Annotated in this window: 9 protein-coding genes; 6 read left to right on the top strand and 3 right to left on the bottom strand. The window is 71.7% G+C overall.

The genetic code is table 11. From position 1 onward, the window contains the following. Positions 1-3 precede the first annotated feature (3 nt). Positions 4-579, top strand: a complete 576-nt coding sequence (locus tag BLQ97_RS14845; protein ID WP_175471752.1) for a tryptophan-rich sensory protein — start codon at positions 4-6, stop codon at positions 577-579. Between the two features lie 1,368 nt (positions 580-1,947). On the opposite strand, the gene BLQ97_RS14840 is transcribed toward BLQ97_RS14845, so the two are convergent. Together BLQ97_RS14840 and BLQ97_RS14835 are read right to left on the bottom strand one after the other, a co-directional pair. Beyond that, positions 1,948-3,054, bottom strand: coding sequence for an IS110 family RNA-guided transposase (locus BLQ97_RS14840; protein ID WP_245692207.1), 1,107 nt, complete (start codon positions 3,052-3,054; stop codon positions 1,948-1,950). 424 nt (positions 3,055-3,478) lie between these two features. Next, on the bottom strand, positions 3,479-3,661 hold the full coding sequence (locus BLQ97_RS14835) for a hypothetical protein (RefSeq protein ID WP_091366767.1): 183 nt from the start codon (positions 3,659-3,661) through the stop codon (positions 3,479-3,481). 848 nt (positions 3,662-4,509) lie between these two features. Here BLQ97_RS14835 and BLQ97_RS14830 point away from each other — a divergent pair. Next, entirely contained in the window at positions 4,510-9,357 is a 4,848-nt protein-coding gene (locus tag BLQ97_RS14830) for an NAD-glutamate dehydrogenase (RefSeq protein ID WP_139173669.1), read from the top strand. 85 nt (positions 9,358-9,442) lie between these two features. Further along, complete coding sequence (locus BLQ97_RS23385; RefSeq protein ID WP_175471751.1) at positions 9,443-10,462, top strand: Ldh family oxidoreductase; 1,020 nt, start codon at positions 9,443-9,445, stop codon at positions 10,460-10,462. Between the two features lie 274 nt (positions 10,463-10,736). Here BLQ97_RS23385 and BLQ97_RS14820 read toward each other — a convergent pair whose 3' ends face one another. Beyond that, entirely contained in the window at positions 10,737-11,918 is a 1,182-nt protein-coding gene (locus BLQ97_RS14820) for an FAD-binding oxidoreductase (protein WP_091366990.1), read from the bottom strand. A 304-nt stretch (positions 11,919-12,222) separates the two neighbouring features. Between BLQ97_RS14820 and BLQ97_RS14815 the strand changes: the two genes are divergently transcribed. From BLQ97_RS14815 to BLQ97_RS14805, 3 genes are all read left to right on the top strand, one after another. Then, positions 12,223-13,371, top strand: coding sequence for a M24 family metallopeptidase (locus tag BLQ97_RS14815; RefSeq protein WP_175471750.1), 1,149 nt, complete (start codon positions 12,223-12,225; stop codon positions 13,369-13,371). Positions 13,372-13,549: 178 nt separating this feature from the next. Beyond that, the gene (locus BLQ97_RS14810; protein ID WP_091366763.1) at positions 13,550-14,824 is read left to right on the top strand and encodes an aromatic ring-hydroxylating oxygenase subunit alpha; all 1,275 of its coding nucleotides are present in this window, start codon (positions 13,550-13,552) and stop codon (positions 14,822-14,824) included. 93 nt (positions 14,825-14,917) lie between these two features. Beyond that, entirely contained in the window at positions 14,918-15,736 is an 819-nt protein-coding gene (locus BLQ97_RS14805) for an IclR family transcriptional regulator (RefSeq protein ID WP_245692205.1), read from the top strand. Positions 15,737-15,831: the final 95 nt, after the last annotated feature.

Raw genomic sequence — 15,831 nt, 5'->3', positions numbered from 1 at the left:
TCCGTGCTCCAGGCGAGCGCCTGCGCGGGCGGGGCCGCCGTCGCCGGGAACGCCTTCATCGGGAAGCCGGCGATGGCCTGGTTCCGGGGCCTCACCGCGCCCCGCTGGCAGTTGCCGATGCCCGCCTTCCTCGGCGTGGGCGTGGCGTACTACGGGGTCATCGGCTACGTGCTGGCACGGAGCATCGACCGTCGCGACGCCAGGAGCACCGCATGGAGCCTGGCGGTGCTGGTGGGCAACGAGTCCTGGAACGGTGTCTTCTTCGGCCGGCGGAGCACTCGTGCCGGCTTCGTCGGCCTGTGCTCGTTCCTGCTTCCTCTCGCGGCGCTGCAGCGGTCGGTCGCGGGTGACCCACGCGCGCGGCTTGTTCTGGCCCCTTACACGGCCTACGTCCTCCTCTACGACCTGCCGTGGACCTACCGGCTGTGGCGACTGAACCCGGCGAGGCACTCCGGCACCAGGGACCGACGGGCCGGTCCCGGCACGGCGTCGAGGCGCGGGCGTTGCGCCGGGACGGGCGCGGGTGGTCGACGCCGGCACCGCGGCCACGCGCTGGACCTCCCGCGGCGGGTGGGTTGAGGTGACCGTCGAGCGCGGCGGAGACTCCACCTGATCCCACCGGATCCGCCGTCGGCACCATCACGGTGGGTATCACGAGCTCGGCTCCGCCTGGGCGCTTGCGAACGGGGCGGGGACGGGCTTCCCCACGTCCAGCATCCGCCGTACTGATTGCGGAGGAACGGTGGCGGGCCGTCGGGTGTCTCGCCGCTGGGGCAGAGACCAGCGGACCGGCCGAGCGCCTGTGGTCGGGCGGCTGCCCACCGGTCACCGGAGCGGGCGTCGAAGGCTCCGGCTTGACCTTCCTCGACACTCATCTCAGCGCGGCCACGAGGGGCAAGCAGAGGACGGCACACGCCGGCCGAGGCGGGGTGCCGGCAGCTCGCCGTTCTCACTGGCACAGCTCCCCGTGCGCGCGTCGACACCGAGAGACCGCGGCCTGCGCGACTGTCACGATCGCAGCTCGGCTGATCCGCAGCTCGTCGAGATCCACGGCAGTCCGGGGTGCTCGCGGCGAAGTCGCCGACGTGCGGCGACGAGCGAGCGCTACCGACTGTGGGGGACGAGTTTGCAGGGCACCTCCGATAGCCGGCGCCTGCAGCGCCGACACACCTGCGGTGCGTCCGTCCCGGCCGATCCTCCAGTTGCCCGGAAGGGGTGCTGGAGTGCACGAGGACTCCCCTCAGCGCAAGTCGAAGAGCACCACGGAGGCGCGGTCGGCGCCGGTCTGCCTCCAGTAGCAACCCGAGCTCGACGGACAGTGCGCCGAGTCACGGTCGTAGACACGGCCGGCATCGAGCTGCGTCGTGAGCTCGTGCAGGATGAAAGGTCAGTTCCGTCGGCTCGGTGAGGTCTGCGCCGGAACCGCGGGCCGCCGCTTGACGACTTCAAGAGCTGCGCGGCCGGACGCTGCGGCCCATGCCTGCTCCCATGCCTGGTAGCGGCAGGTGACCGAGCACCACCTCGGGATTGGTCCTCGCGAGCGCGGCAGGGTCACACCGCCGCACCAGGCACAGGACGAGGCGGTTGCCCGCCGGACATGGCCGCTCGCCGCCCCGCCAGCGGACGCGGCGCGCCGGGCCGGGACCTCCTTGGCGTTCCCCGTACAGAGCGCTCCCGGCGCTGACGCTCACGCTCCTGACGGCGCGCCCGGTAGCTGGCGCTGCTCCCTCTCCCCATGTCCCCAGCGTCCGAGGCGACCTCCGGAAGCTCGTTACAACGAGTTCCGGGACGCCGAATGAGCTCCTATGTGCAAGGGCTCCGGCGGTAGCGTTTTGCCCGGCGGTGGGTGCGGTGGACTGGCCGCAGCGAAGAGCAGGTCTGGGACTGTGAACCTGTCGCGCAGCTGGCTTCGGCCGTAGAGACGCGTCCCGTTTGCCGCTGCCGCACTCACCGTCCTATCGCGGCCGGCGCCCGCCCGGATGCGAGGTCTTCGTGCAGGGTCTTGTAGACCACGTCGGAGAGTCGTCGTTTCAGGCAGCGCAGGGCTTCGCGTCCGGTCTTGCCTTCGGCGCGTTTGCGCAGGTAGTAGGCGCGGCCCTCGGTATCGGCGCGGATCTGGGTGATCGCCATCGTGTAGAGCACCCGGTTCAGCGTGCGGTTGCCCGAGCGGTTGAGCCGATGCCGGGTGGTGCGCCCTGAGGAGGCCGGCAGCGGAGCGGTGCCGTTGGCCGCGGCGAAGGCGTGCCGGGATCGGTAGCGGCGAACGTCGGCGACCTCGCCCAGGATGGTGGCCGCCCCGATCGGGCCGAGGCCGTAGAGGCCGGTCAGGCCGGTGTCGATCTCGGCGACCGCGGTGGTGATGAGTGCGGCGACCTCCTGGATTTCTGCCGTCAGCTCCGCCAGCCGGATCAGCCGCCGGCGGGTCAGCTGCGCCCGCACGCCGGTCTGGTCGGCGAGCAGGTCGGTGGCCGCGGCGATGAACGTCGGCGCGGTCAGCCGCGGAACCTGGGCCTGGTAGCCGGGCAGCAGCCCGTGCAGCTCGGTGTGCGTGCGGTTGGCCAGCGCGGTGCGCTCGGCAACCAACTGGGCGCGGTAGTCGGCCAGCGCCCGCAGATCCGCGGCCTGACCGACCGCCAGACGCACCGCCGGCAGGCCGGGCTCCCGGGCGGTGATCCGGGCGATCGCGACCGCGTCGACCGGATCGGTCTTGCCTGCCCCCGGCCGCCCGGAACGCTCCCGGGAGGTGAGGCTGGGCGGCACCTCCACCACCTCGGCCGGGCCGGTGAGCACCAGGTGCACGGCGGCACCGCGGCCGTAGTTGCCCGAGCCCTCGATGCCGACCCGGGTCACCGCGTGCTCGACCAGCAGCTGCTCGAGGTCGGTGAAGCCTGCCTCGGTGTTGGCTATCTCGGTGACCACGACCGGGCGGCCGGCCGAGTCGATGACGGCCACCGCGAGGGTGTCCTTGTGGGTGTCGATTCCGGCGAGCACACAGACTCCTTCCGCGTCGGAACGAGCTCGCGGAAGACCGGTGTCCGGGCGCAGCGCATGCATCTGCGGGCCGCGGTGGCCCCATGCTCCTATCAAGCGTCAACCACCCAGGACGCCGGCGGACGTCACCGACGGGCACTCATTGCGAAGGCCACGGAGAACACGGCGGGCAGCAAAAGGTCGAGCCTCGCCGGTGACGCCCGCGAGCACCTCGCCTCGGCGACGGGGCGCCTCTTCGTACCGCAGATGCAAGAGGTGTGACGGCTCGTGATCTTGAGACATCCAGTATTGCGGGGCGATGTCGATGGCGTCGAAGTAGACGCTGCGGCGGAGGGCGTCGATGCCGTTGCTGCGACCAGCGCAGGCTGGTCGGCACGTCGTCGAAGGGTGCCGGCAGCGGCCGCAGCGGGCGGTGCATGGGCGCGGGGAGGTCGTCCCAGTGGATGGGGACGAAGCGGCGCGCGCCGGTGGCGGTGACTGTCTCGCGTCAGTGGGCGTCGCGAAAGGACTCGGGCTGCCGACCGCGGGCGGCGATGCCGAGGGACACGGTGTCGGCGCGATGCCCGGCCAGTGCGCCGGGCAGGTACCTGGCGCTTGCGTAGATCGGCAGCGCGCGCTCGCCGTGCGCGACATGCAGGGGATAGCTGTCATCGGTCCTGTAGGCGGTCATCCGGCCGGCGGGGCCGGCGGCGTCTCGATGGTGCCGGGAGTGATCTCGCCGGGGGCTGTGCTGGGCGGGCAGGGCGGTGAAGGTGAACCGCCCGAAGTGCAGGGCCGGCCGTGGTTGACGACGGCGATCCGGTCGGCGGGCCGGCCGTCGCCGAGCGCGATCCGCCCGGAGGGTACGACACCGAGCAGTTGCGCGCCGGTCAGCGAGGCGACCTGAGGTAAGTCTCCGCTGGGTGTCCCGGCCACGTCGCTGCTAGCCATTGACGGCCAGCTCTCCACTGTCTAACCTTGTGAAACTTCAGTTCAATTTCGGCAGGACCTGGTCCGGCGCCGGGGCAGGCTCTCGGCCCGGCGCCGGGTCGTTGCCGTCACTGCTGACGGCCGTTCATAGATCTTCGGAGGTCGACGGAGCATGCTGCCCGCCTCGCCGACGTCGCTCCGGCTCGCCGTCGAGGACCGACCGGTTGACCTGTGTCGGGTACGACGTCTCCGCTCCTCCGGTGAAGCCACGGTGGTCGGGTGCGGGCAGCCGAGGGAGCTGTGCGTCGTTCGGACCCTCACCGGGCTCTTCCGCCCTCCGGAGGAGGAGGTGGCCGCCGCGACGCCGAGGCAGGGACTGCTGCTGTGGCCGCCTCCTTGGAGGCGTCGCTCACCTCCTGACCTCCCGCCGGTACCTGCCCGCGGTCCGGCGGGCAGCCACCGATCGCTGCTGAGCGCCACCCGACAGACCGTCTGGAGCCGAGGATGCCTCCGTCGCCCGTCCGCACCGTTCCTGCCGAACCGGCAGGACAGTCCGAGCCTGCGGGCACCACGGCCGTCGCCGACCCCTGGTGGCAGGCCTTGCCCGTCATGTTGCGCTCATCGACTGCCGCGGCGCGCGTACGCGCGCAGTACTTCGCCGCGAGCGCGTCCTCCGACCTCGCCGACCGCTCCCCGGGCGACCTCGTCGCGGCCGTGACCTCGCACGTCGCCACCGCTGCCCGCCGGCCGACCGGTGAGGCCGTGGTGCGTGCCGTCGACGGCGGCGTCTCGGGCGCGGGTGACCACGCGACCACGGTCGAGGTAGTCGCCGAGGACATGCCCTTCCTCGTCGAGAGCTTGACCTCAGCCCTGACCAGGCTGGGGCAGGGGATACAGACAGTCGTGCACCCGCGGTTCGCCGTACGGCGGGATCAGGCGGGCACACTTCTCGACCTGCACCCGGTCGACGACGCGACGTCCGGTGACGCCGTCGAGGCCTGGATCCGCATCGAGGTGGACCGCACGAGCGGCCCTGCAGCGCGGGACGGGCTCGTGGCCGAGCTCACCTCAGTCCTCGCAGACGTCCGCGCGGCCGTCCGTGACTGGCACTCGATGCGCGGGAAGGCGCTGCGAGTGGCCGACGACCTGGCCGAGGCAGGCGGCGTCGGAGTTCCCGAGGACGCCCTGTGCAGCACTGCCCGCTTCCTCCGCTGGCTCGCGGACGACCGTTTCACCTTCCTGGGCTACTCCGAGTACGACGTTCCGCCGGTCAGCGGGGACCTCTGCCTCGTCCCGTGTCCGGAGACCGCCTTGGGCGTGGTCAAGGGCGAGCGGGAGAGTCAGAACGGTGAGGTAACCCGGCTGCCGGAGCAGGCGAGGGAACGGGTGCTCCGTGTGACGAAGACCAACCGGCGAGCGACCGTGCACCGGTCGTCGTACTACGACGCGGTGAGCGTCACCAGGTTCGACCCGGAGGGTCGGGTCGCTGGTGTGCACCGGTTCCTGGGCCTGTTCACCTCCAGCGCCTACACCGAGAGCGTGCGGCGCATCCCGGTCGTCGCCGAGAAGGTCGCCGAGGTGCTGCGCCGGGCCGGCTTCGCCCCCGGGAGCCACTCGGCCCGGGACCTGGTCAGCATCCTCGAGTTCTTCCCACGCGATGAGCTGTTGCAGGCCGAGACCGAGGAGATCCTCCCGACTGCACTCGCCGTCCTGCGTCTGCAGGAGCGCCGTCGCACCCGGCTCTTCGTGCGTTCCGACGCGGCCGGCGGGTTCCTGTCGTGCCTCGTGTTCCTCCCGAAGGATCGGTACACCACCACTGTCGGCAGCAAGGTGGAGGAGCTGCTGCGGCAGGCCCTGGACGGCGCCACGGCCGAGACCGCCCTGCACGTGTCCGAGTCCGCGCTGGCACGTCTGCACGTGGTCGTCCGCCCACGTCCCGGCGAGACCCTTGAGGAGGTCGACTTCGAGGAGCTCGAGGCCGTCGTCGCGCGGGCGGTTCGCTCCTGGGAGGACGACGTCCTCGACGCAGCCCGGCAGCGGCTCGGCGCCGCCGAGGGCACCGCTCTGGCACGACGGTGGATGAGGGGCGTGTCGAGCGCGTACCGGGCCGACGTCCCCCCGGTCCGCGCGGTCGAGGACCTGCTACGGGCGGACGCTGTCCTCGCCGCGATCGACAGCCGGTTGCCCGCGGACCGCACCGACCGGCCGGGGTCGCCGGTGGAGCCCGCGCCCGTGCTCGCACTCCGCGAGGCCGGTGATGGGCAACCGCTGACGTGGCGCCTGACCCTCTACCGGTCGTCGCCGGCCACGCTGTCCGAGGTCCTCCCCGTCCTCACGGACCTCGGCGTGGAGGTCACCGACGAGCGTCCTCACCTCCTGGCGCGAGCCGACGGTCGCTCGGTCTGGGTCTACGACGTCGGGCTGCGACCGCCTCGCGACCTCGTGCTCAACGACGAGGCGGAGGGGATCCGCGCTCGGTTCTGCGACGCGTTCGCGGCGACCTGGTCCGGTCGCGCGGAGAGCGATGCGCTCAGCCGACTCGTCCTGGCGGCGGGGCTGACCTGGCGGCAGGTGGCCGTCGTCCGGGCGCTGGTGCGCTACCTCCGCCAGACCGGACTGCCCTACAGCCTCGACTACCTCTCCAGCACCCTGCTCAGCGACGGCACGGCCACCCGCCTCATCGTTCGGCTGTTCGAGGAGCGCTTCGACCCCCGACGCAACCAGGCGCCCGGCGAGCGAGAACGTGCCACCCGGGCCGCGCTGGCGGCGGTCCGCAGCGCGATCGAGGCCGTGCCGAGCCGCGACGCGGACCGGATCCTGCGCGCACTGCTGTCGACCGTCGAGGCGGTGCTGCGCACCAACGCCTTCCAGTCCGGGACGGACGGCGCGCCGCCGCAGCACCTGTCCTTCAAGCTCGACCCGGCCCGGGTGGCCGGCATGCCCGAGCCCACGCCGACATACGAGATCTGGGTGTACAGCCCCCGCATGGAGGGCGTGCACCTGCGCTTCGGAGACGTCGCGCGCGGCGGCCTGCGCTGGTCGGACCGCCCGGAGGACTTCCGCACGGAGGTGCTCGGTCTCGTCAAGGCACAGATCGTGAAGAACGCCGTCATCGTGCCCACCGGCGCCAAGGGCGGGTTCGTCGCCAAGCGGCTGCCCGACCCGGCCGTGGACCGGGAGGCCTGGTGGGCGGAGGGTGTCACCTGCTACCGCACCTTCATCAGTGGCCTCCTCGACGTCACCGACGACCTGCGCATCGACGGCAATCGTCGAGTCGTGGTGCCGCCCGCCGACGTCGTCCGCTACGACGGCGACGACCCCTACCTCGTCGTCGCCGCGGACAAGGGCACCGCCACGTTCTCCGACATCGCCAACGGCATCGCGCGGGAGCGGGGCTTCTGGCTCGGGGACGCCTTCGCCTCCGGTGGCTCCAACGGCTACGACCACAAGGCGATGGGGATCACCGCCCGGGGGGCGTGGGAGAGCGTCCGCAGACACTTCCGCGAACTGGGGGTCGACCCCCACACCGAGGACATCACCGTGATCGGCGTGGGCGACATGAGCGGGGACGTCTTCGGCAACGGGATGCTGCTCTCGCGGCACATCCGGCTCGTCGCGGCCTTCGACCACCGGCACGTGTTCCTCGACCCCGACCCGGATCCGGAGGTGTCCTTCGGCGAGAGGGCTCGGCTGTTCGCCCTGCCTCGCTCCTCGTGGGCCGACTACGACCCGACCCTCCTCAGCCCCGGCGGGGGAGTGCACCCGCGCTCCGCGAAGTCGGTGCCGCTCACGCCGCCGGTCGCGGCGCGGCTCGGACTACCGGAGAGCACGCGCTCGCTAGGCACGGACGAACTCATCCGCGCCATCCTGCGGGCTCCGGTCGACCTGCTCTGGAACGGCGGCATCGGCACCTACGTCAAGGCGTCCACGGAGACGCACAGCCAGGTCGGGGACAAGGCGAACGACTCCGTGCGGCTGGACGGCGCCGACCTGCGGATCCGGGTCGTCGGCGAGGGCGGCAACCTCGGCCTCACGCAGCGCGGGCGCGTGGAGGCAGCGCGGCGAGGGGTGAAGCTGAACACCGACGCCATCGACAACTCGGCCGGGGTCGACTGCAGTGACCACGAGGTCAACATCAAGATCCTGCTCGACGGTCTCGTCGCGGACGGCCTCCTCGACACGGACGAGCGGAACCGCACGCTGCAGCAGATGACAGACGACGTCGCGCGGTTGGTGCTGCGCAACAACTACGAGCAGAACCGGGTGCTGTCCGTGGAAGGTGTCGGCGCTGCCGACCTTCTGCCGGCGCACTCACGCTTCCTGGAGGCGCTGGAAGCGGCTGGCGAGATCGATCGGGGACTGGAGGCCCTGCCGTCGATGGCAGAGCTCGACCGGCGTGCCCGGGACGGAGCCGGGCTCACGATGCCCGAGCTGTCCGTCCTGCTCTCCTACGCCAAGATCTCGCTGGGGGCCGCCGTCCTGGCCAGCGGACTGCCGGACGAGGACTGGGCGCGGACGACCCTGCGGGCCTACTTCCCGCCCGGTCTGGGGGAGCGCTTCTCGGACTGGGTGACGGAGCACCCGTTGCGTCGGGAGATCACCACCACCGTCCTGGTCAACGAGGTCGTCGGTGCGGGTGGGATCACCTTCGCCTCCCGCGCCGCCGAGGAGACCGGCAGCGACCTCGCGGAGGTCGTGCGGGCCTACGCCGTCGTCGCCCGGGTCTTCGAGCTCGGCGAGCGCTCCCGCGCGGTCGAGGACCTCGACGGGCTGGTGCCGGCCTCGATTCAGACACTGATGCGGCAGCAGCACCAGCGGCTGCTCGATCGGGCCGTGCGGTGGCTCCTCCACGCCCGCCCGGAGGGAATCGACGTCCCCCGGGAGGTCGATCGCTTCGCACCGGCGATCGGGGCGCTGGCCGTCCGTGTACCTGATGTGCTGCTCGGCCGGGACTCGGACTACGTCCGCGACCTGGCCAACCGGTTCACCGGTGCCGGAGTGGACGAGGCTGAGGCGCTGTCGACGGCCGGCCTGCTGTTCTTCTACCCGCTCCTCGACGTCGTGGAGGTCGCTGCAGAGACGGGCCGTCCCGCTGGGGAGGTCGCGCCGGTCTGGTTCGTGCTCTCCGAGCGCTACGGGTTCGACCTGCTGGCCGCGATCTCGGGTCTGGGTCGGGAGGACCGGTGGGCGGCCTTGGCCCGGGCGGCGCTGCGGGACGACCTGTACGCGGTGCTGCGGGAGTTCACCACTGCTGTCGTCAACCACGACCGGACCACACCGGGATCCGACGCCGGCCGGGACCCGGCCTCGGCGGTGGCTGCCTGGGAGGAGGTCCACGCTCCTGCCGTCCGGCGCGCTCGCCACACCCTCACCGCGCTCGAGGCCTCGGGCCGGACCGACGTCGTCGCGCTGTCCGTGGCACTGCGGACGCTGCGCACCGTACTGCGACGCGATTGAAGCAGTGCTCCGGGCGCCGTCGAGCCCCCTTGCGGCAGCAACGCCGTCCCGTATCGATCTGCACTACCTGGAGAGGAGTTGCGCGGTGACCGTTGCGCCGGATGACCGTGTCGTCGTGGATCGAGCCGAGGTGGATCGGCTGTGCCGGGCGGCGTTGGCGGCGGCAGGTGCCTCGCCGCGGGTTGCTGACCTGCTGACGGATGCGGCGCTGTTCGCCGAGGACCGCGGATCCACCGCCGTGGGGGTGGCGCACCTGTTGGACTATCTCGACGCGATGGATGCCGGCCGTCTGGACGGCCGGGCCGTTCCTCGCCTGACCAGCCCGGCTCCCGCCGTCGTGCGGAGCGATGCTCGCGGAGGCATCGCTCACGCAGGCTTCGACGAGGCCTTCGATCGTCTGACCGAGGCCGCGTGCCGCTTCGGCGTGGCGGTGTTCGTGCAGCACGGCTCCTACACCTGCGGTCAGTTGGCCTGGTTCACCGAGCGGCTGGCCGACGCGGGGCTCGTCGCCTTGGCCACCGCGGTCTCTCCGGCGCTGCTCGCGGCCGGACCCGGCACTGGACGGGTCTTCGGCACGAACCCGATGTCCTACTCCGTGCCGCGGGTGCAGCAGGCGCCGCTGACGGTGGACCAGGCGTCGAGTGTGACCGCGTTCGTCGCCGTCCGGGATCGCGCCGCGCGAGGGGAGGCGTTGCCCGAGGGGTGGGCGCTCGACGCGGACGGGCAGCCGACCAGCGACGCGGAGGCGGCGCTGAGCGGCGCCCTGCTGCCCTTCGGCGGCTACAAGGGTGCCAACATCGCGCTGTTCGTCGAGCTGTTCTCCTCGATGGCCGGCGGTCTCTGGTCGGTGGACGCCCCTGCGTTCCACGCCGGATCGCAGTCGCCGGCGATCGGGATGTTCGTGCTCGTGGTCGACCACCGTGCGCTCGGCGAGGACTTCCCCGGGCGGGTTGAGCAGCACGTCGACCGCCTCGCCGACCGAGGGGTGCGTCGACCGGGCATCAACCCCGGGCAGGTGGTCGCGGCGGACCCGATCGAGCTGCCTGCCGACGTGGTGAACACGCTGCGGCGCCGGGGAGGTCGGGATGCCGCACGGCTCCGGTGACCGGCGCCGGCGCCTGACCTGCTCGTCGTCGGCGGTGGCCCGGCCGGCACCGCTCACCGGCTGCGCGACTGCTCGGTGTGCACGTACCGACGTGGCAACAGGCTCGCGTGTGCTCGGTCCCCAGCGCGCCGCCGGTGAGGGCGAAGCCGCCAGCGACCTGTCGGCGCCGGCACTCCGCCGCTGACAGGACATCGCCGTCGCCGGGACCCATGGCGCGCGGCCGGGTGGGCGCGTTGCGGAGGCGGTGCTCACCTCCGCCGCGGCGCGTGTGGGGTCAGGCGTCGATCTGGAGGTCGCTCAAGGGCGTGGAGCAGCAGATGAGCACCTTGTTCTGCGCGATCTCCCGTGGCCGGATGCCGCCGTTGTGCTGCATGTCCACGGTGCCGGAGAGAACGGTCGTCTTGCAGGTACCGCACATGCCCTGGGTGCAGGAGGACGGCGGAGCCAGCCCCGCCTCATACGCGGCGTCGAGCACGGTCTCGTCCTCGGCGCAGTGGAAGGTCACGCCGCTGCGGACGAACTCGACCGAGTACGTCGTCGCGCCCGCCCGGGCTGCCTCCGCCGCCTCCGGGTCCGGCGATGCCTCCGTCGCCGCGGGGACGGTGAACTCCTCCATCCGGAGGTCGCCGAAGACGAAGGACTCCTCGTGGTAGTTCTGCATGTCGAAGCCGGCCTCGTCGAGCATCCGGCGGACGGCGGCCATGTAGGGCGCCGGTCCGCAACAGAAGACGACGCGCTCCTTCAGGTCGGGTGCCAGCATCCGCAGCATCTCGGCGCTCAGGAAGCCGCGCAGTCCCCCCCAGGGTTCCCGGGGCTCGTCCCGCTCGCAGACGTGCGCGACGCGCACCGTGGGCACCGTGCTCGCGATCGTCTCGAGTTCCCGCCGGAAGATGATGTCGGACGGCGTGCGTGCGCTGTGCACGAACACGATGTCGGCGTCCGAACCGAGGTCGTACAGGGCCCGCGTCATGGACATGACCGGGGTGATCCCGCTGCCGCCGGACAGGAAGAGGTACTTGGCCGACCGGTGCCGGGCGATGGTGAAGACGCCGAAAGGTCCGTCGGCCGCGATGCGCTTCCCAGGGGTCATCGTGTCGTGCAGCCAGTTCGACACCACACCGCCGGGCTGGCGCTTGACCGTGATCCCCAGCAGGTGGGGTCGTGTGGGGGGCGAGGAGATGGTGTAACACCGGCTGACCGGGCGGCCGTCGATCTCCAGCTGCAGCGTGACGAACTGTCCTGGCTCGTGCTGGAACAGTGCGGGCTCGGCGGGCTCGAAGAGGAAGGTCTTGACGTCGTGGGTGACGTCCTGGACCTGTCGGCAGACCAGCGTCGAGCTGTCGTCCTCACCCCAGACGGCGAGGCTGGACGGGTGCCCCGGCAGGAGTTGCTCGGCCGCGGCAGTCCCGGCCGTCCACGCCGCGTCGAGCCCTGCTGCGGTGTTCAGGACGGTCATCGCCGTGCCTCCCATGTCCGGCCCCCGTCCTCCGACCTGTCGACTGACATGCCGGCCTCGACTGGGGGTGTTCATCAAGTGGGCGGATGCGCCCGAAAAGTGATGCCCACCGTAAGCTGCGTCACTACCGTGTGCAAGGTCGACCCGCAGGTCCCCCGAGTGCTGGAGGAGAGTCATGAGCGGCGCAACGACCCGGTGGTCCCTCGAGGCGGGGAGGCCGAAGCCGCAGCGACCGCCTCTGCCGGCTCCGGCCGAGGCGCGCAGGTCGTGGCCCGCGGTGGACGTCGAGCTCGTACGGGGGGCCGTGGAGCACGCACTCGCCCGGACGAGGGCCTCGCTGCGCCGCCATGACCTCGCCGCCGCCCTCCTGGTCGACCCGGTCAACGTCCGGTACGCGTCCGGGACGTCGACCATGCCGGTGTGGACGATGCACTCGATCGACCGCTACCTCCTGGTACCGGCCGAGGGCGAGCCGGTGCTGTGGGAGTACGCCTCCGCGCCCCCCGAGCTGCTGTCCCCGTACCCCCGACTCGAGACCCGGACGGCGACGAGCTGGGCGGTCTTCGGTTCCGGGGAGCAGGCCGGTGAGCGGGCCGCGCTGTTCGCCGCGGACGTGGCGGGCGTCCTCCGCGACCGGGGCATCGCGGGCGAGCGCATCGGGGTCGACCGGCTCGACGCCTACGGTTTTCTGGCCCTGCAGGCGGCCGGTGTGCACCTCGTGCCGGCGCAGCTGGCCCTCGAGCGGGCCCGGGCCGTCAAGGGGGCCGCGGAGATCGAGCTGGTCCGCCGGTCGGTGGCCGTCGCCGACGCCGCGGTGGCCGGTCTGTACCGGGCACTGCGCCCGGGGATGACCGAGAACGAGGCCTGGGGCGAGCTCCTGGGCCGGGCATTCTCGTTGGGCGCGGAGTTCTCCGAATGCCGCCTGCTGTCCTCGGGACCACGGACGAACCCCTGGTTCCGCGAGGCGAGCGACCGTCCCGTGGAACGCGGCGACCTGCTGGCCTTCGACACCGACCTCATCGGTCCGGCCGGCTACCTGGCAGACCTCTCCCGCACGTACTTGGTCGGGTCCACCAAGCCATCGGCTCGGCAGCAGCGGCTCTACGCCGACGCTCAGGCCTTCCTCGCCGAGATCATCGACGAGCTCAGGCCGGGGGCTGCCCTGGACGAGCTGGGCGAGCGGCTCTGCCGCCGGCTGCCCGCCGCTTACCACGCCGAGCGGTACCCCTTCATCGCCCACGGCAGTGGCCTCAGCGACGAGTACCCGGTCATCGCGTTCTCCGACCACCATCCGGGCGAGATCGAGGCGGGCATGGTCCTGAGCGTGGAGGCCTACATGGGCGTCGAGGGTGAGGACGAGGGCCTCAAACTCGAGGAGCAGGTCCTGGTGACCTCGGCGGGTGTCGAGATCCTCAGCCACGCACCGCACGACGAGCACCTCGCGTGCACGTGAGGACGGACGGCGACCGGATGGCCACCTTGACCACCGAATGAGACGGTGGTAACACATCGCAGAGTGGACACCGCCCACTACCACGTGAGCACCATGTGGTCGAGATCCCGGTGAAGGAGCAGACACGGTCGTCCGACCCGGTCACCTCCGCACACCCCCGGCTCCTGGGAGACGCACCATGACCATCCAGCTCGATCGGCCGACCCGACCCGACGACCTGACGGACCTGATCGGCCGGCACACCGCCGGCTACAGCCTGGAGGCCCCGCTCTACACGAGTCGGGAGGCCTTCGACCTGGACATGGCCGCGATCTTCACCAAGCACTGGCTGTTCGTGGCCGCGGAGGCGGAGGTACCCGAGCCGGGTGACTTCGTCACCGTGCAGGTGGGCCCCTCCTCGGTGATCATCGTCCGGGACGATGACGAGCAGGTGCGCGCCTTCTACAATGTCTGCCGGCACCGCGGGTCGCGGCTGCTCGACGACGCGCGGGGCAGCGTCGGCAACCTCGTGTGCCCGTACCACCGCTGGACCTACAACGTCGACGGGCGTCTGCTGCACGCCGACAACCAGCCGGCCGGGTTCGACTGCAGCCGTTTCGGGCTCAAGCCGGTGCACGTGCGCAGCGTCGGCGGCTTCGTGTTCATCTGCCTCGCTGACGAGCCCCCGGCCGACTTCGACGACGTGGCGGCGCGCATCGACCCCTACCTGGCGCCCTACGAGCTGGGACGGACGAAGGTCGCCCACCAGATCGACATCGTCGAGCAGGGGAACTGGAAGCTGGTCATGGAGAACAACCGGGAGTGCTACCACTGCGACGGCCACCCCGAGTTGACCAGCGCCTACTTCCCGCTGCACGGTTACACCGCCGAGGATGTCCCGCCCCGGCTCCGGCGGACGTGGGACCGCTTCGAGAAGGCCACCGCGGCCCTGCAGGCGTCATGCGTCCGGCAGGGCTTCCCGCTGGACGGGATGCGCGAGCTGGACAACCGACCCACCGGTTTCATGGTCGCCCACGCCCCGCTCGACGGGGCCGGGAAGTCCTACACCGCGGGCGGTGAGTCCGTGTGCCGCAAGCGGCTGGGGTCGATCGCCGACGACCGCTTCGGCGACTTCCACCTGCACATGCAGCCGAACTCGTGGTTCCACCTGCTCTCCGACCACGCGGTGGTGTTCTCCGTGCTGCCTCTCTCGCCGGACACCACGCTGCTGCGGTCGACCTGGCTGGTCCACGCGGACGCCGTCGAAGGCGTCGACTACGACGTGCCGACCCTCACGCACGTGTGGAGCGCCACCAACGCCCAGGACAGCGCCTTCGTCGCCCGCACCCAGCGCGGGGTGGAGGACCCCGGCTACCAGCCCGGCCCGTACTCGGAGGTGGAGGGAGACGTCGAGGCCTTCGTCTCCTGGTACGTCTCCCGGGTACGGGCCCACCTGGCCACCACGGCCTACTGAGCCCTGCCCGGCGCAGACGAGGACTGTCACGTGGACGATGCCGAGGGCCTGGCAGGAGGGCCGGGCCTGCCGGGCCCTCGGTATCGTGGCCGCATGGCGTCGGCGGCTGAGGGAGCCAAGCTCAACCAGTCGGTGCGGAAGGCGATCACCCTGCTGCGCGCCACCGCCGAGGACCGCGATGCGAACGTCTCCTCGCTGGCCAGATCCGCGGGGCTGCCGCGCGCGACGGCACTCCGCATGATCCAGACGCTGGAGCAGGAGGGGTTTCTCCTGCGGATCCCCGGTGACGACCGGGTGCTGCTGGGGCCGGAGCTGCTGCGTCTGGCCCGGGGCACTGATGAGCAGCTACTGCTCCGCGAGGTGGCTCGCCCGGTCATCGGTGATCTGGTCGCCGCCGTCCGGGAGACCGTGACGCTCAGCGTCGTCGCGCCTGACGGGGGCCTGGACCTCGTGTCCCAGGTCGACGCGCCGGCCCAGCTGCGTCCCCAGTCCTGGGTGGGTCAGCGCTTCCCCCTGCACGCCAGCGCGAGCGGCAAGGTGCTCCTCGCCGCGTATGACGAGGAACGGTTGGAGCGCTTCCTCCTCGAGCCGCTCCCACGGTTCACACCCGCGACGATCACGACCGCCGAGGCGCTGCGGGCGGAGCTGGAGCATGTCCGTGAACAGCGGTACGCCGTCGCGAGGGACGAAGAGGAGGAGGGCCTCGCCGGCATCGCCACGGAGATTCACGGACCGGGGAACGAACTGCTCGGCGTGCTCACCGTGGGTGGCCCGACGCAGCGGCTGGATCGTCAGCGGGGACGCCACGCGGTCGACCACCTGCTGCGCGCGGCAGGCCAGGTGGAAGCGGTGCTCCGGCGAGGGCGCGCGTCGCCGACGGTCCTCGAGGTCATCGCCCGGACGGGCGGCTGAGGCGCGGTGGGAACACGCCGGTGGCCTCCCGCCACTCAGGACGGGGGACCGGCGTGGGCCCGAGACCACATGCCTGCTGGGGCCGCTCCCATCCC

The organism is Geodermatophilus telluris (genome assembly GCF_900102745.1).
Taxonomy (GTDB): Bacteria; Actinomycetota; Actinomycetes; order Mycobacteriales; family Geodermatophilaceae; genus Geodermatophilus; species Geodermatophilus telluris.
This window is presented reverse-complemented; position numbering and strand designations above follow the sequence as displayed.

Coding starts and splice junctions, on each gene's coding strand:
- BLQ97_RS14810 (WP_091366763.1), top strand. CDS start 13,550: ATGACCATCCAGCTCGATCGGCCGACCCGACCCGACGACCTGACGGAC.
- BLQ97_RS14820 (WP_091366990.1), bottom strand. CDS start 11,918: ATGACCGTCCTGAACACCGCAGCAGGGCTCGACGCGGCGTGGACGGCC.
- BLQ97_RS14835 (WP_091366767.1), bottom strand. CDS start 3,661: ATGACCGCCTACAGGACCGATGACAGCTATCCCCTGCATGTCGCGCAC.
- BLQ97_RS14830 (WP_139173669.1), top strand. CDS start 4,510: ATGTTGCGCTCATCGACTGCCGCGGCGCGCGTACGCGCGCAGTACTTC.
- BLQ97_RS14805 (WP_245692205.1), top strand. CDS start 14,918: ATGGCGTCGGCGGCTGAGGGAGCCAAGCTCAACCAGTCGGTGCGGAAG.
- BLQ97_RS14840 (WP_245692207.1), bottom strand. CDS start 3,054: ATGCATGCGCTGCGCCCGGACACCGGTCTTCCGCGAGCTCGTTCCGAC.